We start from the raw sequence: 18573 nt of genomic DNA, 5'->3' as shown, positions 1-18573 counted from the left end.
TGTGCAAATGGCAATCAAACCTTTTGCACTTGATCAAAAAAAGCCTGCTACCCCTGGAACCAAAATTGGTTCACCGGTAGCAGGCTTTTTTAACGAACTAATGTGCTTGGTTTAAACCAAATAATTTTGCCCATGTCCAATCCCCAACTTTCCCACTGGGGTGCTTTGCTCCCTGTTTCTTTTGAAAGGCATACACAGCCTTTTCTGTGATGGGTCCATAGATCCCGTATTCTTTTCCCATGCGGTTCTTTATCGGCTTTACTCCCAGTCGCTTCTGTACAGCGAGGATGTCATCACCGATCATTTGTCTTCCGTGTATATACGATAACGTCCGACTAAATTCCGCTCCGTTGGGAGCCCCCTTTAGTTGATCGGGTCGGTAATCATCAAAGGGAGAGGACGCTTTTTTCCTAACTCCCCTCACCTTCGATTCAAACCAGCTTCGGGAAATACCCGATCCAGGGCAGGTCTTACCTGATTGCATTTCTCTATGAAAATAAAAATGACCATGGGTGATGTGTTGTACTAGCTCGATGGCGGCTTGCAATTGCGGTCCCTCTAGACGCTCATGACCGATATCAAAATTTCCGATCATCTCGATCATAAAGGGGTGGACACCATCGCGATCCAGATCATTATGATGATAGGCACTGGCAGGAGCTCGATTAATATTGCGTCCCGTCATCACCTTCCCATCTGGAAAGATGGTTGCGTGTTGAGCAATATCGGACCACCCACGTGTATGCATATGGTACCGACGCATTCCATCTTGTAAGCGACGATGGTTCTTTCCATTAAAGTCCGACTTTCTTGGGGCCCATGTGCCATGTACATGGGTAGAAGTCAACCGACTCGAACTCTGTTTTCGTACATAGGACACAAACTGACTAGCGGTCATCAATTGCCCATACTTCCAGCTCACTTTTTTTCCTCCTCTGCCCTTCCCTTTAATACCTGAATCGCCTGGCGAATCTGCGTCGGGATCGGGATCCCCAATCGCCCGCAATTCTCAAGAACCGACAATATTTCATTAGCTATATAAAAAATAATGGTGCTATCTCGTAACAGGTGGCCCTCCCCCATCATTTGATCCATTAAATGGGAGACAGAAACAACAGCAAACATCCCCACCTTACGCGAAATCCCCACCCACCCAACCCGGCTGGATAGTTTCCCCTCTACCCCGGATGCAACAAACCCTGTTCCATAATCGATGATCACGACGATTAACAAGGTTTGTAACCCTGCTGACCAACCATTAAACAGGGACGTAACGAGTGCCAAACTTGTCGCCAACAACCCTTGTAGAATCACCCACACCCCCCCTTACCCAAAAGAAAGCAATAAAAAATAGGCGGTATAACCGCCCGCTTCATCCTTACGACCTGTCACACGTGATCGACCAGCATCTGCCACAATTGCGGATCCTCTTGACCCACCGCCCATAAACCAACTCCGCGCACCTTCCATTCATAAGCGGCTATATCCGCCTGCTTCAACTGTGTCTCAGCAAAGGGGAACACCGCCACGCTAAATCCATCCGCATCCCCTAAATATAGACTAGATAAGGACACCCCTTGATCTCTCATACGAATGGTGACAGGATAATCGCCCTCGGTTAGGGTAATGGCGGTGCTATGGAGATAGTCCCAATCCATTGAGATATCCTTCTCCATCCCATCCACTGGATCCACGCGTGTGTCATACTCGTCACCGCTTGCAAGATAAAAGAGACCCCACTGCTCATCCCAGGTTACCCCTTTCCGCGGGATGCGTCCTAAGGTTTGAACCGATTGATCCGGAAGGACCAAATCAATCGCTTCTTGTGGCGCGTACCAACAAGCATCGGCTCCCACCAACAAATCACAGGACATGGGAACATCCCCTTGAATCCCCCATGCCCCTTTCCCTACCTCGGAACTGAGTGTATGACGAATCACCACTCGATTGTTGAGGGAACCAATCACCTCTTTTCCTCGTACCTTAAGTGCCATCCGATAATATTGATTTAATTCAAGGGACCCATTGGGCCATTGATAAGCGAGTAATTGATTCCCTTGATACAATTCATAGCGCCCACCTGCGTAATTCATATTGAGGCAAAACCAGAGATTCGAAAACATCAGGCCCGCTTTCCCGTTCTTTTCCACCCGTATATTGCCGGTTGCGATCACATCTTTGAATTGGGAATAGGACAGGGTCACCTTTCCTGTTCCAGATACCCAGGAATACGGACGCGGGGAAGAATCGCCCTGATCGTTCATCACTTTCCAACTACCTGACTGAATGTCATATTTCTCCCCAGGGAGTTTGTTCTTCCAATCCCGAAAATCATCATAATAGATGATGGCAGCATCCGGCGGGCGCCGAATCGCCTCAACGGTCGCTTTCAATTGATTTTCATAGGGCCAGGCCTCTTTTTGATCCCGATCCACAAATTTTCTAGGTCGGAGCGTAAAGGTTGCATCCCCCGCTTCATGAGCCTCTTGAAAGCGTGCACAGACACGAAAGCCATAAAATACGGTTCCAACTTGACTCCCTGAACCGAATACTTCCAATACATGATTGCCTGCGGTTAACGATAGCCTCGCAAGTTTAAACCAATGGATCAAACGGTGGTAGGGATAATGCTGAGGCACATCCCCCACGGTATAAGAAGTGCCATCGATTTTAATCGTGAGTTTCTGTTGATCAAACCACGGAAATTGCACCTGGGAAACGATATCATAGGTTCCTTTCTTCGGCACCGAAAAGGTCCATTTGGCATAGCCCTCTTTCTCCCCTGTGGTTGGTTTTCTCGGAGCGATGTAGGTATTTTCCTTCACCATCGCCCCTTGGATCAGATCTGCATCCGAGATCTTTTGCTCAGAAACCGTTTGTTCAAATTCCACCTGCTGCGACTTGCCGTATGCTGTCAAATAGGCTTTGTCACCAAAGGCATCTCGATGCAAATTCGTATCGTCCTCATCCCCTGCATCGACATAGTCGTATACATGTAAAAATAATCGATGCACCGCGTCCTCTTCCTCATAAAAAGAAAAGAAGGGGATATAGGCTTGGGTCTCCGCCCCTCCACGATACACATCCGTATGAGAAAGATCCCCTACCATCCATCGTAAAAAATCGGGAAACCCACCACTATATCCGCGATAAAGTTTATCGACACTCTTTGGGTAGCGGCTAATTTCCCAGCGATGCCCATAAGCAGGGATCCCCATCAATACTTGCTCGGGAGCGAAGGCTTGAACAGCATATCGCATCACCCGTTTCTGCCATTCAATCGGAGAAGTCGAACCGGGTGCCGATCCTGACCAAGCAAAGCCATAGGTCATGATCTGCGCAGTATCACAGAAATCTTTCAGTCGCTCATAGGAACACCATTTTTCCGGGCCGATCGTATCGTAGGGACCGTACATCGGAGGCAAATCAACATGTACGAAATGACCCGAAGAACGACCCTTTACTTCCTGATACAACCGTTCATACAGTTGATAAATTCCAGAAACCTGATCATTGGGGAGTCGTTCCAGATCCGCATCGATACCATCAATCCAGGGATGCTGATCCAGGACGCGGTGAATGGCTTGCATCAGCCGATCTTGCTCCCCTTGTTCGTTTTTTACAATGGGGGTAATGCGGGAGGGAAGTCCATCGTTTTTTATCGTCAACAACCACCGAATATGCGGCCATTTCTCACGGACTTGTCGGGCTTTTTCCATGGCTGCATCCCAATCATTAATCGCCTCTGTTAACGATCCATCGGCTTGGATATTCAACCAAAACAAACACACCCCTGTAAACTTATTTCCATAGCGTTCCACGGTTCCCAAATGATCCACGGTTTGAATCCATGACAAAAACTCACGATGCTGTGTTTCTAATGCACTCACATGCGTTCACCACCCATCCCCTTTAGCCACATATCCACTTCACACCGAAGCTTCCCTGATCCATGCTGCTTTCCCTGATTGTTAAGTAAGGTAAGATGGTAGATGCCAAATCCAGCCGGACACGTATGAAATTTCCCCGAATATTGCGATGTAAAAGCGCCATCAATGGTTACCTGACGCTTGCTTGCACTACATTCGAGTTCGCTGTTGGCTACCAGTGCAGGATGAATCGCCATCACCCGCTGTCCATATTGATGAGCAAAGTGGACGCCATCGCTGGAAGTCGCTTGGGTGGGAGTCAAATAAAAATCGATGCCACCCGTCACCCGCTTTGACAAATCCTTCTCTTGGTCCACTTTTTCACGGTTCGGCACCGCGATGGTCTTTTCCCCTCGAATCACCCCATTGAAATGCCTGCGTGTGATCGGATGGTCTTCTTGGTCTCGATCTCGTTTAAGTAGCTCTTGGTTCGCAGGGATATACCCCGCAGGCGCTCCACCGATCTGCAACATTAAATCGGTCACGTGCACGCTGCCTTCACAATCACTTACCAGATAACGATAATCCATTGCCTGTACCTTCCGTTTGGCATCCACGGAAAAAGTAATAAAATATCGTGTCCAACGATCTTTTTTATCCATATGGATCACCCATCAAAGGACCATTGAATTTCGGAAGCATGTCCTGTCCATACCGTCGCAATCGAACCCCCTTGAAACATGAGATCGGTCATATGAACGCTTCCGATGACGTCCGAGGCAATGACCTTCAGTACAATTTTCTGCACATCACGACTGCGATCTGGAGCAACGGACTTTTGTACGGTTTGAAAGAAAGTCACGCTAAAATCACCTCAAGATTGGTTTTGTTAATACGAATCTGCACAACTAGGCTAAAGGTAAAAATTGCGTCTCTGGATCGCCCTCATCGTAATGGATCACCACTTCGATCCCTAATTTCCCGGAAGGACCCTTTTTAAAATCATCCGTCGCAATTTGCATACTCACAGTATAGTGATCACGATGCGAGGGCTCGATGGTTTGAGTTAACGTCTTCTCTACACCCAGTTGACCCTCACATCGGAAGGAAGCCTTTCCTGAATAACCCTGAGTGGAATCAATCTCCCACCCATTATTCACCCAATAGGCAAATCCATCATCTGCCCGGGAGTTTAATAGATAATTAAATACCATTAACTCCAACATCTCGGTTCGTTCTACTGAGTCCTCCGATTGCAGGAAGCCAGCGGAGGAACCCCCTTGTAATAAGTCACTTAAGGTAGGGGCCTTCGATTCTAACTCCAACTCCGTATTCCAAGGCTCAAGCACATTGTACTGCCAACGTGCAATATGGGTTTTCGCATCAATGCCTAACTCTTCATCATAGATGCGAATCATATCCCCAATGCGAAAAGACTCATGCTCCATCCCCGCGAGCATGGATAAATCTGCAGCACGCACACGGTAAGAGAGCCTCGGAACACTTAACTTCTCTAAAATCGCCTCCGTCTTCTCGAGCAAATGATAGGGATTGGTAAATCGCTCGTCCTTAAAGGAACGCGTTCGAACCTGGTGGGTATATTGGAAGTTATCCAGGTACTCCTTACCATTATTGGCATCCTTAATCGTGACATTGCCTTTCCCATAGGGATACAATCGTGTAACTAAGTCGGTTGTATCATAATCCGCCTCAATCTCATCCATGTTCTTCCGATAAATAATGGCGATGCCAGGGTCACGGAAGCCGCCCTCCTTCACATGATTAACGGTTAAGGTGGGGCCATGGAAGCGGATGGAGCCGCCCCATAAATCAGCCACTTCACGCAGGGCCGTCAACCGGTTGGTGAGTCCGACATCCACGGACATGCTACGTAACGCATTCACTTCACAAACCCCTACACGCCAATCAGTACCTGCTAAAATATCCTGAAGCACTTGATAGGGGGTTTGATCCGCCCACTCGGATTTTTGCATGGGGTCGGTATACTGGAGGTCGTACCAGAGGGCTTCTGCATATACTTGCGTCTCTCTTTCCCCTGCGCTACTCCGTGTATGATGCACTCGACGAATGACATAGAGATGATGATTAAGTTGAATCATATTTTCATTCTCGAGGAAGAGGCGTTTCGGATCATCAAAGGGGAGCGTAAGATCGAGCGTTTCTTCCCCATTGATCTCTTCTGTAATGACCAGCTCCGTCACATGATCGAGCACAGCTACAGGCTGACGCTCCTGATCTAATACGACAATCGGCGCTTCAGAAAGCTTGTGATAAGGCGCTTCCTCAGGGATTACAAACTGATTATATAAAATGAATGAGCGATTATAATAAGCACTACCTAGCCGGTTATATAACAATCCTCCATCACCACCTTATTGAACTGACCGAACACTTTACTTATCCCTTCATTTTGGGTTTTACTTGATGGTCCTGTGGATGGAAACCCATCTTTCGAAGGGGTACCCCAGGTAATGCAGATAGCCCCCTTAGGGTTTGCGCCGAATCCACGGAGAACCATAGGCGTTGCGCTCGAAGTATTGGGGAGCAGAACCTGTACCAGCGGCTGGAAAGGTACTTGGAAAAATCCCCGAGCCAAAGGAGGTAGCATAGCGAACGCCCCCCACACCCCCTCCGATTCCAACCGCGTTATTGATTGTACTGGAGCCCAAGGGAGGAGCGGAGGGAACGGGATAGTTACAGGAAGGGTCCAGTCCACTAAAGGCAATCCCATTATTGGTAAAGCGACCAATCCAGTAACTCCCTGCATTTAACGTAAGATTCCCTGTGGAAAAAGCCGCCTCTTTCCATCCCGTGCTGGAACAATCCACCGCTCCGGTTTGGGCGATCAGTGTACCTGGATAGCCATTTTTATCTTGATATACCGCAAAGGTGCTCAACGCTCCCGCACCCGCTGTTGAAACTTGGGCCCCCATCTTATCGCAGATCACCGTTTCATACACTTTAAAGGGAAAGATATCAATGGTGCTAGCAGGGACAGCAACTCCGGATGCGGCATTCTGAGTCGAAATCCCATGGGAGCGATACGTTCCTGGATAATGCTTCACTAAATCATCCAACAACCCCCCCGTCCCGCCATTGCCACCCCCGCCACCCTGTTCAAGGGCGCTGATTCTTTCTTCCACACTCTCCATCGTCGCTGATTGATTGGTGATGTGGGTATAATCCGCGGTGATCACATCCGCCTCATTTTGTTGCACATGAAATATGACCGCACCATACTCTGCCTGCAAGTTATATTCAGCAGGCGGAACTACCACACTGTTTCGTTTGATCACCGGCTCTGGGGTATAGAGCCAATTACTTTCGGCCCCTTCATAGATCCGATAACGAGCCGCTTTTTCTGCCATATCGACATAGGCTGTTAGGGGACGATTGGTTTTTGACGCTGTCCGCATCGAAAGAACATCCTCTAAGTGATTGATTGAGGCTTGAATCCCATTTAAATGAACGGACAGAATCTCTTCACTGCCTAATTTGCCAAAGGGTGTTTTTGCCACGTCATTCTCCTCCTGCCTTCAAAATATGAAAAAAAGAAAGAGCCAGGGAGCCTTCTCCCCTTCCCTCTTTCTCTGGATCTCGTCTTGATTAGTACCAACAACTACCGCATTCGATTTTCATCTGGGTAAACGTCGCAGCACCAAAGGGTGTAACCGTTAAAGAATTCTCCTGTAATGGATCGGTAACGGGGAAAGTTAGCGGGTCGATCCCATTTAAGGCACTGATCTTGGTCTGATCCACCCTGATTACATAAGCCGTTTTGGATGAAGCATCAATGACAAGTGTCTCCCCTTCGCCTAGCATCCCAGTATATTTCATCGCCTGCTCGTTTAAGGAGAGTTCAAAACCACTCTCCATTCCATCGGAGACGCCTTGGATTGTAATGATGGGCTGAGAGGGAGCGGTGCCTTTTCGTTCAAAGACGAGCGTGTTCAATGAACTGGTAAAGGTATCATCCTCGATGGCATAAGCAAGGGGATCGGGAATCAAAAAAGTGATCGTCCCCTTCCCCGATAATGCAATCTCATCCAGTTCTGTCTCATCCACCAACCGTGCCCAATACAATTTATCCGGCTCATCATCAAAGATTAGCTCTTCAAGGTGCTGCTGCTGACGTAGCCATGCCGCTAGATTCCGCACTTGTTCTCTGATGTCCAGCGCATTTTTTCCCATCAGTAACACCTCAATGGGAATTTGAAGCTCGTCCACTTCAATTCCCATATCATACACCCCTGCTTTCCCCGGAACCTTCACGGTCTTTGCACGAATTCCTGGAGCAATCGAGCGTGTAATATTCATCACTTTTAGTCCAAGTTGCTTGCTATGGATCCCTGCGAATGTAAATCCCATTATGCTCGACCTCCAAAGGATCTTGCCTGCCGTTGATGGAGTCGCCACAACTCCTGGCTGATCAAGCGAATATCCTGATCATTGCGGACATGCATTTGATCGATTTGAATCGTTGGGGAAGATGCTGCACCTCCACCCGCCAGCGCCAAACCACCACTGCCTTGAGACTGTCCTAAGATGGCAAGCTGACTGGCGGATTGACTGGCCACACTCTTCAGCGCTGGCATTCCCATCTTGATCCCCGCAGTAAACATCTCCATAAAGTTAGGTGCCCATTTATTCGACTGACTTCCCGGCCCTTTTTTCGTTGGGGAGGAGAACCCTAGGAAATCCTTCACCGAATTGACAACGTCATTGACCGCATCGGTTACCCAGGTAATTCCGGATCGAATCCCTGCCACAAACTGTTCGATCATATTGACGCCCCAATCCCTTGCCCCCTTACAAAAGGAAGAAATTTTACTACTAATCCCCCCGAGAAGATCACTCGTAATGTTTAAAGCTCCCTGCCAAATGTTTTTAAAGATGTTGGCAACCATCACGATCAAACTGCCGATAATTTTGACGATCATATTCACAATCGCCCCCACAATCGACGTCAGCATCCCCCCAATACTTTTGAGGATATTTAATGCGGATTCCCACATCTTTCCCCACTGACCGGTAAACAGATAGACAAAGAAACTAATAATTGAAAGAATGATATTAATCGCGGCACTAATCACGGCTTTGATCACTTCCCATGCCGCCACAAGCACCGCTTGAATCACTTCCCAAATTCCTGTAAGAATCACGAGCAACGTCTGAAAGCCCATCTGAATATAACTGACAATCGCCGCAACAATCGGTTGGATAAAGGTCCAGATCGCATTCCACACCGCCATAAATGTAGGCAGCATCGTATTCCACCAATCCACTACCTTCTGCCACTGGGCGATAAAGAAATCAGCAATCGCAATCAAAGCCGGTTGAATCACCGCCCAAACCGCTGCTAACCCCTCCTGAATCGATGTCCAGACGGCATTCACTAAATTTCGAAACCCTTCAAAGTGGTTGTAGGCGTAGATCAACCCTGCGATCAGGCCGGCAAGAGCGAGTACAATCAGCGCAATGGTCGCTACAACCGGTAGAGCAGCAGCGGCAAAAGTTCCCGTCGCAGCCGACATTGCCGCTATTGATGCGATTACCGGAATTATAGCTCCTAAGATACCAAATAGGACACCCATGATTAAAAATCCAACCAATATAAATTGTTTTGCCGGTTCGGGAAGGGAATTAAAGGCGTTCACTACACTGGTGAGGATATCAATCAAGGTAGCAAAAACCGGTGCCACAGAGCTCCCCAGGCTGGATAATGCATCACTTAATCCCTCTAGAGATGCTTTTACCGCCGCATCATCTTGGACTAAGGTCCATAAACCTAATACAACCGCCCCATAAATCATTAAGCTCACGGTGCCAATTTCCTTCGCTCCTTCTTCTCTGTTTTTTTGAGTTATTAAATTGTTTTCGAATTTTTTACTAATATTGTTTATTTCTAATAATTTTTTATCCAAATCATTTAACGACTTCTCAATGGGTTTTAAATCGATTTGGGGAATTTGCTCTGCCATATCTTCACCTCTTTCTGTATAATAAACATGAATGAAAATTTAACCAATTTATCTATCCCTATTTTTAAAAAAGGAGTGTATCCATCATGAATGACTATTATATGTCCGAACGTCTACCCCGACGACACAAATGGTTTAAAGCTGCCTATTTTCAAACTGCTGCTTGTATCATCTGTATGATAAGCATTGTTGGGATCCCTATTGGATTGTTACTTTCATTCACTTCCCTATTTACAATAGCAATGCAACTACGTTATCCGGTAATCAAGGTTACTTGCCCTAGATGCAAAACAACGCTAAAGGTAGAGCCTGATGTGCAGAAATTTCATTGCGTCTGTCTCCACCTTCTTGAAAAAGATGGATCCAATTATATCGAATCCCCTGACTTCTAACCTCTATCGCTTATTTTGACCCTATCCAACCTCTTCTTTTTCTAGTTTATCTTTCTTTCCTAAATGGCTTTCCCAAATCACTTTTATCTTCAAAGGAGCACATTGAAATGTACAATAAGATGCGAAAGAGCATCAGCCGAATCGATATCCAAAATGGAACAAAGCTTATAATACCTTTATCGCACTTATTATTGTTAGTTTCGCATCCGTTATCGGTTTTATCTTTGCACCCATTTTCTTAATCCCACTCGGTATCATCGGTTGGATTCGCCATTCCCGGTATCCTGTCACCAAGGCCAAATGCCCGGAGTGCGGATCTAAAACAAAGGTAGAATTACAAGTGTCCGAAATTACATGTCCCAAATGTTTTGAACGACTCACTAAAGAAGGAGATTCTTGGGTGTTATTGAATTCAGTAGATTGCTAGCAATGATCAAAAAAATTATCTATAGCAGTGTCGCTTTTTTCAACAATGTAAATAGAGGGAGACATAATTCATGAAGGCACTAAATTTAATGATTTTGAAAGAGCAACAACCTAACCGGCATCCAAAATGGAATTATGCCGTTGTTACCCTTTACACTATTATTGTCCTTCTTTTTTTCACTCTTGTCGGTGTCGTCCTTATCCCCATCTTCTATATCCCGCTACTCATCGTTCTTTGGATGCGCCGCAAACGCTATCCGATTATCAAGGTGCCTTGTCCGGTTTGTAAACTCAAAGCAAAAGTTGAGATCCAAGTTACTGAATTCTCCTGTCTTCGTTGCTATAAACGTATTGTAAAAGAAGAGGATCACTGGATACTACATCCCACAGATCCCGAAAAACAGCCCATTGAGATATGGAATTAGAAGCCCTTCCACCTCTCACAACCCTGTCACATAACTAAAAAAGACCATCACTTCTTACAAAGAATAGCGCTTTGAGGACTTTCCACTCACTTGCTGAGCTTTTGCGTCAGCTCGGCAAATTTCTTCTCTTTTTCCGCTTTAGTCACATCTTTTTCTTTCCCTAGTAGCTTTTTCACGGTTACCTTTTTCTTAAGATGAACATTCATAAGATTTGCTGCGTGCCAGGCTAGGCGTTGCATCTCTTGATCCATGCGATCATGGTAACCCAATGCTAAGTCATTTAGTTCGGTCGGGGTGATGGACCAGAATTCCTCGACCCCAAGGTTTAGCGGACCGAAGGCTAGGCGTTTGGCTTCGGACCAACTCCATTCGGACCGCTCACCTTCTTTTTTTTCCCTTGTTGGGGAAAGGCAATGGTCATCGCTTCCGTCACCTTCTCACTAATTTCATGGAGCTTCTCCATCTCCATGAGGTCCCCCGCTTCTTTTAAAGTAAGGTCAGCATCTTCATGCAAAAGTCCCGCCCATAGCATCGCCCGCAATTCCTTCATCCCGACTTTTTGACTACTTAAGCCCGTGATCGGCATCCCCAGCGCATCTTCTAACTCCGTCAATGCATTCATATTAAATTTCAAACGGCGTTTCTTATCCAATTGAATATCGACGATTCCTCGTTGTTTGTTTGCCATGCGTAATTCCTCCTTGTATATAAAGAAAAGCCCTTTTTTAAAGGGCTTTTAAGTTTTTTTATCGCATTGATTACGCAGAAGCGGTTACACTCATGATTTCCCCTGAGCCACGGAAAGTAGCAGAGACGGTTACTAGATCGTCCACCGCATTTTCTACCTCCCAGGAAGTGATGAAGGCTTCTCCTTCATAACCTTTGTTCCCGACTCCGTTTTTGGGAAATAAACGAACTTTAACCGTAGAGCCCCCTACGAGGGTTTGATATAAACTTTCCTGGCTTGCATCTGCTAAAATATACAGCCCTTCGGTTTCGAGTTCCCATTCCTTCAATCCTGGGATATATTCCATCCAGCCTTTACTATCGAAGCTACCCGCTTCGAGTTCCTCTTGGCTAATGGTCAATGTCGAATCCGTAATCCCTGCAATCGCTTGATAGGTCGTTCCCTCATCGCTGGATACATACACTTTTCCTTCAAACCCACGAATCGCTTGTGATGCCATCATCATCGCTCCTTAACTGATCAAATTAACAATCCATACTTATTTTCATACGCACTTGGTCATTGGCGGGATTTTGGATCCATTGACTGGTAACCAGAACACCCACCCCTTGTCCAACACCGGAAATCACTAAAGGTTGATGAATAAGAACGCGCTGCACATCGCTAAGAATTGCTTGTAAATCGCTAAGTTCATCCGTCTTGCCATAGACACTAAGGGGAATCGTTATTTTTTCTCCCTCCGGGGAAAGCCCGCGGAAAGGAAGAGAATCCCCTCCCTCCACCACAATATAAGGGAGAGTGGGGGGGCTACTCGGCACGCGATTGACTACCGCCGTGACCTTAGACATCAGGGCATTGTCCTTCGTCAGGGCATTCACCATCGCCTGGTGAGCCGCTAAGAGAGCGCTACTCGATGGAATCACCTCACTTGTTATGGTTATAACAAGAACATACGTTCCCGTCATATATAGGTGGCTTTCGTATGGCAGGGTACAGGTATTACGAAAGTTTTTTCCCTGGACTCCTCTTCTTTCCTTGAAATACAGGGTGGATCACCCTTGTCGGCGTCCCATTCGATCCACTTCGATCACGCCCATATTCACATAGATGACGTCGTAACTTTTCCTCCGCCCGTTGCACATAGGATTGAACCGATGATTTGGAACATTGCAACAACGAAGCAGTTTGACCAAAACTAAGACCTTCTCCGCGTACAGCAACAAAGGCTTCATATTCGGACTTGGAAAGTGACTGAAGCATGTGCTCGAGCCACACATTTTCTTGTGAGGATGGTGCCTTACGCTGACTTTCCATCCATTCAATTTCACGCTGTCTTTTCTCTGAGAGTTGATCCCATAAGACTTCACGCTGCGTCGTTGATCGGTTTTCCATCCCACGTCGATGTCCCGGCTCTCGGCCATGTTCGATCCAGGAAATCACCCAACGCAGGTCATTTTCCATACGCTTGAGGGTTTTAATATCGGCTTCATCCTTGGTTCTACCCTTTGCTGTCAGCCGTGCTCGTATTTTCTGCACCTGAGTGAGTGATGTACGATATTCAGCTAAAAATTGTTTCATAGCGTTTCCTCCTTTGTCGCTCTGAGTAATTTTTTAAATTGGTGATCCACATGGAGTCCTTGCCATCCAAATCGTCGCACAATCTCTTTTGCCACCTCACGGGTTTGAGGGTATCGAAAGGCGAGGGTTGTCGAATCAAAGCGTCCCCCACGGATTAAGCGAGCCCTCCCCATCAATGGAAAGGGTGTTTGTAAATAGATCCATGCTCCATCGCAAACCACGCTTCCTCTCCTTGTCCTATGCATCACGTTCCTCCCATCTTGGTATTGTTGCAAACATCAATGGATTGACATCCCTTTCATTGCTTATTATCATAGGATGTATCGATGTCATGTTTTCTTAGCATCATCGCATGCATCTATACAACACGGTGATATCCTTCCTACCGCATCGGGTGTTTACTGCATCCGAATTTTTTACCCCCATAACACGAACATACGTTCTATTTCTAACCCTAGTTTAAAAGTAAATGGACGTTTCAGCAATCGATAATTTTCGACTGAAACATCATTGGTTGGTGATGGAAACCCTCGCTTAACGGAAAGGAGCTGGTACCTCTTATGGATTGGACTTACGTAAAAGCCATTGGCGATATTCTTCGTGTGTATCGGATTTCCACAGGAAATCCCCAGTCCCGCTATGTCATTCTCGATCAGCTTTCTAAACCCACCATCTCTCGCATTGAAAATGGCCAACGTGTCAAAGAAGGAAACATCAAATCCTATATGGATGCTCTGGGGGTCACCAGAAAGGACCTTCAAGCCCTTGAAGAGTGTAGAGAGAAGGCCTATCTGGAACTGAACACGATTGATACCCTGATCGCTACCGGAGAGCTTGAGAAGGCACTCACCCGCTTAGCGATGTGTGATGATCGGTTCTTCTCCGCTCATCTTTCCTATTTAAAAGGAAAGTGCTATACCCGCTTAAAACAACCCCGCAAAGGAATCGACGCCCATAAAAAAGCGCTGGATCTCCTACCCGCTAGCGACCCCCTCACCCCAGCCATTTGCAATGAACTGGGCTTAGCCTATTACTACGATAATCATTTTGCAGAAGCCATTCGAATAACGGAACAGGCGATTGAATTTATTGCATCCGTAGAGGAACCCTTTACGATGCTTCGACCCATCATCCACATCAATTTAACCGTCTACCTTGATCGCGTTAAAAAAGAGAAAGAAGCCTATTTATATCTAAAACAACTATGGGATCAGCGAGACACCATTCTCATCACCGATGTCAACCTGAATGTACATGACATGATGATGAAACACTTCATTGCCAACCAAGAATTTCAGGAAGCAAAAAAAGTAATCTACGACGCGTTATATCTTGCTCGGATCAATCAAAAAACGGATTGGTTTGCGGTGTTTTGGTCTCGACTAGGGGAGTGGTACTTTGCCCAGGGTCAACAACAATTAGCCATCCCATGTTTGAACAACGCCCTTGAATTTAAAAGTCATGTCCGGGACCGGCGGCGTCTCCTTCCTATCTATCAAAAGATTGGGGAAGTGCGATGTGCCTGTGGATTGGTTCACGAGGCCACTGAAGCCTATCGCACAGGGATTCAAATTGCCGAGGAAGAGCGGGATACGATTCGAAAAATTGAGCTGTTGGTTTCCTATGGAAAGATGTTAAAGACCCATGAACAACTCGATCACGCAAAAGCGCTCTATCAAGAAGCGATGGAATTGGCACGCACTAGCGGTTCTGTCGAGCATGAACGAGAAGCCGTCTATCAGATGACGGAAATTGCCCACTTGCAAAATAATGATGATTTTCAAGCACTCTCTCAGGTCATGTTTCAACTAGAAATGAAAAAACGACACGCAAAAGGAGACCTCTTCGATGCATAAGATTCATCGCCTTCTTCTCTCATCCGTCCTCCTCATCCCGCTGATATTTTCAAATGTTGCAAGCATCCATGTCCAGTACAGCCCACCCTCGAATGAACCCATCACCCAATTTGCAGAACCCGTGGGTTCTTGATTCCTTCATGAACACGCTTTAATGAACGTGGCCACGTAATAGGAGGAGTCATTGAAAACCATCCGGATCACGATCATGTGATCCGGATGGTTTTGAGTCTTTCATGGTAGGGTGTTAGAGACCCGCTAACGCCTGTTGAACTAATGCGATCGCAAGTCGTAGCGGTTCCTTGGCCCATGCTGGTGTTCTTGGATTATTCAGCGCAAGTTTAAGAGAAATTTGCGCTTCAACCACGGTCAGTCGTGCCCATAGGGGCAATGTTAAAGAAGTTCTGACATTGTTAAAGGAAGACCCCTTGGCAATTTGATCAGCATAGATCGAAGCCGATGAACGAAGCACTCCAATAAGAAGCTGATTCGCCTTGGATACTTCAATATCCACTACCAAAGGAAGGGGTTGCGCCACACCCCGACGGGCTTTAAGCTGTTGATTTTGTTGGAGTACTTCCGCCGTATCGCTTTTTGCGCGTAAGATAAATTGTCCCAGGGCAGGGGCAATTGCTTTTCTAAGACGTAATTGTTGGATATTCATCCACCTATCTCCCTTATTATGTTATCGAGTGTGATTTTGCGACACACCTAGAAGGTTACTCAGTTCAGTTAATGCCGCCGTTAAAGGGGGTCTTGCCCAAGAAGGCGTCAATGGATTTTGTAACGTTCTTCGAATGTTAACAGCCGCTCTCACTATTGGAGGACGTGCCCAGAGCGGGATTTGCGACGCTTTCGGTATCTGATCGCGACGGTTCCCCGCAGCAAATCGTCTAGCGAGAATGGTACTTGAGGTATACAATTGTTGTACAATTAAACTATAAGCAGCAGTGAGTTGACTTTCATTGGATAGCTTCAAGATTTTTCTGGGTATTGGAATTGAATCCAGCGATTGAGAGATAAACAGAGCCATAGCGACATTTCCCTTTGCAAGAGCAAGCCGTTGCTGTAATTCCTGCGAAAAAGGAATACGCCTTCGTCTCGATGGCATATGAACGCCTCCTAGACTTCTATCCAGGTCGTTATCAAACGATGATAGAAGGACAATTTTATTTATCATATGGTAGTTTGAGAGAATCGTTCCTTTCATCTACACCCCATTTTTTCTATCTATTTTCCCACCAATCTCTTGAACGGGTGGCAACTCAAAAAAAAGAAGCCCTCTTTAAAGGGCTTCTTTTTGACTGGATTAACTTTCGATAAGGGTTAAGAACTCTTCTTCCTCAACGACTCGAACGCCTAGTTCCTGAGCCTTCTTCAATTTGGAACCCGCTTTTTCTCCGGCGACCAGCATATCGGTATTGGCACTCACACTTCCCGTCACTTTGCCTCCCAATGCTTCTACCTTGGATCCCGCTTCTTTCCGGGACATCGACGCTAAGGTACCCGTAAGGACAACGGTTTTCCCCGCGAAGGGAGAATCCATGTCTTCCACGGGCAGCGCTTTGGGTCCTTTATAGGAAAGATTGAGACCCGCTTTTTCGAGTCGGCGAATCGTCTCTTGCACCTCAGGATTATGAAAGGTCGTCACTATGCTTTCAGCCATTTTCGGACCAATCTCATCGACTTCTTCTAAGGCTGCTTGATCGGCATTCATCATCTGATGAAGGTCACCAAAGTGACGGGCAAGTACACGCGCTCCCTTTGAACCAACAAACCGAATACCGAGACCAAACAACAACCGTTCCACAGAATTTTCTTTACTTGCTTCGATTGCCGCCAATAAATTCTCAACGGACTTTTTCCCCATTCTCTCCAAGGGAAGCAAATCTTCCTCAGTTAAATCATACAAATCAGCGGGTCCCCGAACCAGTCCTTCACGAAAGAGTTGGGATACCACTTTTTCCCCTAACCCTTCTATGTTCATCGCCCCACGGGAGACAAAGTGGATAATTCCTTCCCGGGTTTGGGCGGGGCATTGTGGATTGACACAACGCAAAGCGACCTCTTCAGCGAGATGGACCAACTCGCTCCCACACTCAGGACACTGAGTCGGCATCTCATACTCTCGCTCATCCCCTGTCCGTTGCTCTGTCAATACTTCAACGACCTCTGGGATAATGTCCCCTGCCTTTCGTACAATGACCGAGTCGCCTAGTCTAATGCCCTTTTCTCGAATAAAGTCCTCATTATGAAGGCTTGCCCGTTGAACCGTCGTCCCTGCCAAGGTGACTGGATCGAGAATGGCTGTAGGCGTAACGGCACCCGTGCGCCCCACATTGATGGTAATATCCCGTAAGGTGGTTACGCCTTCTTCTGCGGGGAATTTATATGCGATTGCCCAGCGTGGGCTCTTCGCTGTGGTACCCAATTCTTCTCGTAGAGCAAGGTCATCCACTTTGATCACAATGCCGTCAATCTCATAACCCAGATCAAGCCGGTGTTCCCGCCAGTAATCAATGTAATCCATCACATCATCGATCCCTTTTACTGTAACCCGGTCAGGGTTCACCTTTAACCCTAGACGCGACAACATTTCCAAGGATTCGGTATGGGTTTGTGGGATATCCTTCCCCTCGATCTCACCAATTCCATAGAGAAAAAGGTCCAATGCCCGTTCTGCAGCTAAACGTGGATCGAGCTGCCTCAGCGATCCCGCTGCTGCATTCCGCGGATTGGCGAATAACGCTTCCCCTTTTCCCGCTTTTTCTTCATTGATTCGTTCAAACTCGCGTTTCGGTAGGAATGCTTCTCCCCGTACTTCCAAGGTGATCGGCTCCTTCAAGCGCAGGGGTAGAGAACGAATCGTTTTGATATTGGAAGTGATCTTTTCACCTGTCTGTCCATCCCCACGTGTCGCCCCCCGGACCATTAATCCTTCTTCATAGCGAAGGGAGACGGCAAGCCCATCGATTTTTAGTTCACATACGTAATCGATGACTTCTCTTCCCGTCGCCTTTTTAATCCGTTGGTCAAACTCCTTTAGGTTTTCAAAGGAAAAGGCATTGCCAAGGGAGAGCATTGGCGAAGGATGTTCTACCTTCTCAAAAAAGGGCAGAGGTTCTCCTCCCACACGCTGGGATGGAGAATCCGGGGTGATGAATTCAGGATACTGCTCCTCGATCTCTTTCAGCTCCCGCATCAGTCGGTCATACTCCGCATCACTCACGGTTGGGTTATCCATCACATGATATTGATGATTGTATTCGTTAAGTTCGACCCTTAACTGGTGTAACCGTTCTTCTGCTCGTTGCCGATCCATGACTTCTCTCCTTTA

General features: G+C 46.7%; 22 protein-coding genes. 4 read left to right on the top strand and 18 right to left on the bottom strand.

Features of this window, described 5'->3' with window-relative positions:
• Nucleotides 1-97 precede the first annotated feature (97 nt).
• The 9 genes from CHX35_RS10300 to CHX35_RS10260 form a co-directional block, all read right to left on the bottom strand.
• Nucleotides 98-922 carry a peptidoglycan recognition protein family protein gene (locus CHX35_RS10300; RefSeq protein WP_091837205.1) on the bottom strand — a complete coding sequence of 275 codons (825 nt, stop codon included), beginning with the start codon at nt 920-922 and terminating at the stop codon, nt 98-100.
• On the bottom strand, nt 919-1314 hold the full coding sequence (locus CHX35_RS10295; protein ID WP_245838754.1) for a phage holin family protein: 396 nt from the start codon (nt 1312-1314) through the stop codon (nt 919-921). The genes CHX35_RS10300 and CHX35_RS10295 overlap by 4 nt, the downstream gene beginning before the upstream one ends.
• A 74-nt stretch (nt 1315-1388) precedes the next feature.
• Nucleotides 1389-3890, bottom strand: coding sequence for a glycosyl hydrolase family 18 protein (locus CHX35_RS10290; RefSeq protein ID WP_217895880.1), 2502 nt, complete (start codon nt 3888-3890; stop codon nt 1389-1391).
• Entirely contained in the window at nt 3887-4531 is a 645-nt protein-coding gene (locus tag CHX35_RS10285; RefSeq protein ID WP_091837201.1) for a hypothetical protein, read from the bottom strand. Before CHX35_RS10285 ends, CHX35_RS10290 begins: the two co-directional genes overlap by 4 nt.
• A gap of 5 nt (nt 4532-4536) precedes the next feature.
• The gene (locus tag CHX35_RS10280; protein ID WP_091837200.1) at nt 4537-4731 is read right to left on the bottom strand and encodes a hypothetical protein; all 195 of its coding nucleotides are present in this window, start codon (nt 4729-4731) and stop codon (nt 4537-4539) included.
• A 46-nt stretch (nt 4732-4777) separates the two neighbouring features.
• Nucleotides 4778-6247, bottom strand: coding sequence for a phage tail spike protein (locus tag CHX35_RS10275; RefSeq protein WP_091837198.1), 1470 nt, complete (start codon nt 6245-6247; stop codon nt 4778-4780).
• A gap of 129 nt (nt 6248-6376) precedes the next feature.
• The gene (locus CHX35_RS10270) at nt 6377-7408 is read right to left on the bottom strand and encodes a hypothetical protein (RefSeq protein WP_091837197.1); all 1032 of its coding nucleotides are present in this window, start codon (nt 7406-7408) and stop codon (nt 6377-6379) included.
• Nucleotides 7409-7496: 88 nt separating this feature from the next.
• Nucleotides 7497-8258 carry a distal tail protein Dit gene (locus tag CHX35_RS10265; protein WP_091837195.1) on the bottom strand — a complete coding sequence of 254 codons (762 nt, stop codon included), beginning with the start codon at nt 8256-8258 and terminating at the stop codon, nt 7497-7499.
• A complete protein-coding gene (locus CHX35_RS10260) occupies nt 8258-9871 on the bottom strand; it encodes a phage tail protein (protein ID WP_091837194.1) in 1614 nt (537 codons plus the stop codon). Before CHX35_RS10260 ends, CHX35_RS10265 begins: the two co-directional genes overlap by 1 nt.
• 86 nt (nt 9872-9957) lie before the next feature.
• Here CHX35_RS10260 and CHX35_RS10255 point away from each other — a divergent pair, with 86 nt between their 5' ends.
• Nucleotides 9958-10263: a hypothetical protein gene (locus CHX35_RS10255; RefSeq protein ID WP_091837192.1), complete on the top strand. Its 306-nt coding sequence runs from the start codon at nt 9958-9960 to the stop codon at nt 10261-10263.
• A gap of 497 nt (nt 10264-10760) precedes the next feature.
• The gene (locus tag CHX35_RS10250; RefSeq protein ID WP_091837190.1) at nt 10761-11114 is read left to right on the top strand and encodes a hypothetical protein; all 354 of its coding nucleotides are present in this window, start codon (nt 10761-10763) and stop codon (nt 11112-11114) included.
• Nucleotides 11115-11200: 86 nt separating this feature from the next.
• Here the strand turns inward: CHX35_RS10250 and CHX35_RS17880 are convergent, their stop codons facing one another.
• From CHX35_RS17880 to CHX35_RS10220, 6 genes are all read right to left on the bottom strand, one after another.
• The gene (locus CHX35_RS17880; RefSeq protein WP_140413594.1) at nt 11201-11365 is read right to left on the bottom strand and encodes a hypothetical protein; all 165 of its coding nucleotides are present in this window, start codon (nt 11363-11365) and stop codon (nt 11201-11203) included.
• A gap of 89 nt (nt 11366-11454) precedes the next feature.
• A complete protein-coding gene (locus CHX35_RS10240; protein WP_091837186.1) occupies nt 11455-11802 on the bottom strand; it encodes a hypothetical protein in 348 nt (115 codons plus the stop codon).
• Nucleotides 11803-11872: 70 nt separating this feature from the next.
• Complete coding sequence (locus CHX35_RS10235) at nt 11873-12301, bottom strand: phage tail tube protein (RefSeq protein ID WP_176392021.1); 429 nt, start codon at nt 12299-12301, stop codon at nt 11873-11875.
• 25 nt (nt 12302-12326) lie between these two features.
• A complete protein-coding gene (gene gp17, locus CHX35_RS10230) occupies nt 12327-12767 on the bottom strand; it encodes a tail completion protein gp17 (RefSeq protein WP_091837183.1) in 441 nt (146 codons plus the stop codon).
• A 34-nt stretch (nt 12768-12801) separates the two neighbouring features.
• Complete coding sequence (locus CHX35_RS10225; protein WP_091837181.1) at nt 12802-13380, bottom strand: sigma factor-like helix-turn-helix DNA-binding protein; 579 nt, start codon at nt 13378-13380, stop codon at nt 12802-12804.
• Nucleotides 13377-13625: a hypothetical protein gene (locus tag CHX35_RS10220; protein WP_140413593.1), complete on the bottom strand. Its 249-nt coding sequence runs from the start codon at nt 13623-13625 to the stop codon at nt 13377-13379. Before CHX35_RS10220 ends, CHX35_RS10225 begins: the two co-directional genes overlap by 4 nt.
• A 315-nt stretch (nt 13626-13940) precedes the next feature.
• Here CHX35_RS10220 and CHX35_RS10215 point away from each other — a divergent pair, with 315 nt between their 5' ends.
• Together CHX35_RS10215 and CHX35_RS17555 are read left to right on the top strand one after the other, a co-directional pair.
• Nucleotides 13941-15236, top strand: a complete 1296-nt coding sequence (locus tag CHX35_RS10215; RefSeq protein WP_091837178.1) for a helix-turn-helix domain-containing protein — start codon at nt 13941-13943, stop codon at nt 15234-15236.
• A complete protein-coding gene (locus CHX35_RS17555; protein ID WP_176392020.1) occupies nt 15229-15369 on the top strand; it encodes a hypothetical protein in 141 nt (46 codons plus the stop codon). Before CHX35_RS10215 ends, CHX35_RS17555 begins: the two co-directional genes overlap by 8 nt.
• Nucleotides 15370-15483: 114 nt before the next feature.
• Here CHX35_RS17555 and CHX35_RS10210 read toward each other — a convergent pair whose 3' ends face one another.
• From CHX35_RS10210 to ligA, 3 genes are all read right to left on the bottom strand, one after another.
• Nucleotides 15484-15900 (bottom strand): hypothetical protein, encoded by a 417-nt coding sequence (locus CHX35_RS10210; protein ID WP_091837176.1) that lies wholly within the window; start codon nt 15898-15900, stop codon nt 15484-15486.
• 21 nt (nt 15901-15921) lie between these two features.
• On the bottom strand, nt 15922-16347 hold the full coding sequence (locus tag CHX35_RS10205) for a hypothetical protein (RefSeq protein ID WP_091837175.1): 426 nt from the start codon (nt 16345-16347) through the stop codon (nt 15922-15924).
• Between the two features lie 198 nt (nt 16348-16545).
• Entirely contained in the window at nt 16546-18558 is a 2013-nt protein-coding gene (ligA, locus tag CHX35_RS10195) for an NAD-dependent DNA ligase LigA (protein ID WP_091837173.1), read from the bottom strand.
• Between the last annotated feature and the right edge of the window lie 15 nt (nt 18559-18573).

This window comes from Marininema halotolerans, from assembly GCF_900116235.1.
Taxonomy (GTDB): domain Bacteria; phylum Bacillota; class Bacilli; order Thermoactinomycetales; family DSM-45169; genus Marininema; species Marininema halotolerans.
This window is presented reverse-complemented; position numbering and strand designations above follow the sequence as displayed.

What these genes read in the sequence shown, in the direction of transcription:
- CHX35_RS10285 (WP_091837201.1), bottom strand. Translation starts at nt 4,531, where the DNA reads ATGGATAAAAAAGATCGTTGGACACGATATTTTATTACTTTTTCCGTG.
- CHX35_RS10265 (WP_091837195.1), bottom strand. Translation starts at nt 8,258, where the DNA reads ATGGGATTTACATTCGCAGGGATCCATAGCAAGCAACTTGGACTAAAA.
- CHX35_RS10260 (WP_091837194.1), bottom strand. Translation starts at nt 9,871, where the DNA reads ATGGCAGAGCAAATTCCCCAAATCGATTTAAAACCCATTGAGAAGTCG.
- CHX35_RS10255 (WP_091837192.1), top strand. Translation starts at nt 9,958, where the DNA reads ATGAATGACTATTATATGTCCGAACGTCTACCCCGACGACACAAATGG.
- CHX35_RS10250 (WP_091837190.1), top strand. Translation starts at nt 10,761, where the DNA reads ATGAAGGCACTAAATTTAATGATTTTGAAAGAGCAACAACCTAACCGG.
- CHX35_RS17880 (WP_140413594.1), bottom strand. Translation starts at nt 11,365, where the DNA reads ATGGATCAAGAGATGCAACGCCTAGCCTGGCACGCAGCAAATCTTATG.
- CHX35_RS10240 (WP_091837186.1), bottom strand. Translation starts at nt 11,802, where the DNA reads ATGGCAAACAAACAACGAGGAATCGTCGATATTCAATTGGATAAGAAA.
- CHX35_RS10235 (WP_176392021.1), bottom strand. Translation starts at nt 12,301, where the DNA reads ATGGCATCACAAGCGATTCGTGGGTTTGAAGGAAAAGTGTATGTATCC.
- gp17 (WP_091837183.1), bottom strand. Translation starts at nt 12,767, where the DNA reads ATGACGGGAACGTATGTTCTTGTTATAACCATAACAAGTGAGGTGATT.
- CHX35_RS10225 (WP_091837181.1), bottom strand. Translation starts at nt 13,380, where the DNA reads ATGAAACAATTTTTAGCTGAATATCGTACATCACTCACTCAGGTGCAG.
- CHX35_RS10220 (WP_140413593.1), bottom strand. Translation starts at nt 13,625, where the DNA reads ATGCATAGGACAAGGAGAGGAAGCGTGGTTTGCGATGGAGCATGGATC.
- CHX35_RS10215 (WP_091837178.1), top strand. Translation starts at nt 13,941, where the DNA reads ATGGATTGGACTTACGTAAAAGCCATTGGCGATATTCTTCGTGTGTAT.
- CHX35_RS17555 (WP_176392020.1), top strand. Translation starts at nt 15,229, where the DNA reads ATGCATAAGATTCATCGCCTTCTTCTCTCATCCGTCCTCCTCATCCCG.
- CHX35_RS10210 (WP_091837176.1), bottom strand. Translation starts at nt 15,900, where the DNA reads ATGAATATCCAACAATTACGTCTTAGAAAAGCAATTGCCCCTGCCCTG.
- CHX35_RS10205 (WP_091837175.1), bottom strand. Translation starts at nt 16,347, where the DNA reads ATGCCATCGAGACGAAGGCGTATTCCTTTTTCGCAGGAATTACAGCAA.
- ligA (WP_091837173.1), bottom strand. Translation starts at nt 18,558, where the DNA reads ATGGATCGGCAACGAGCAGAAGAACGGTTACACCAGTTAAGGGTCGAA.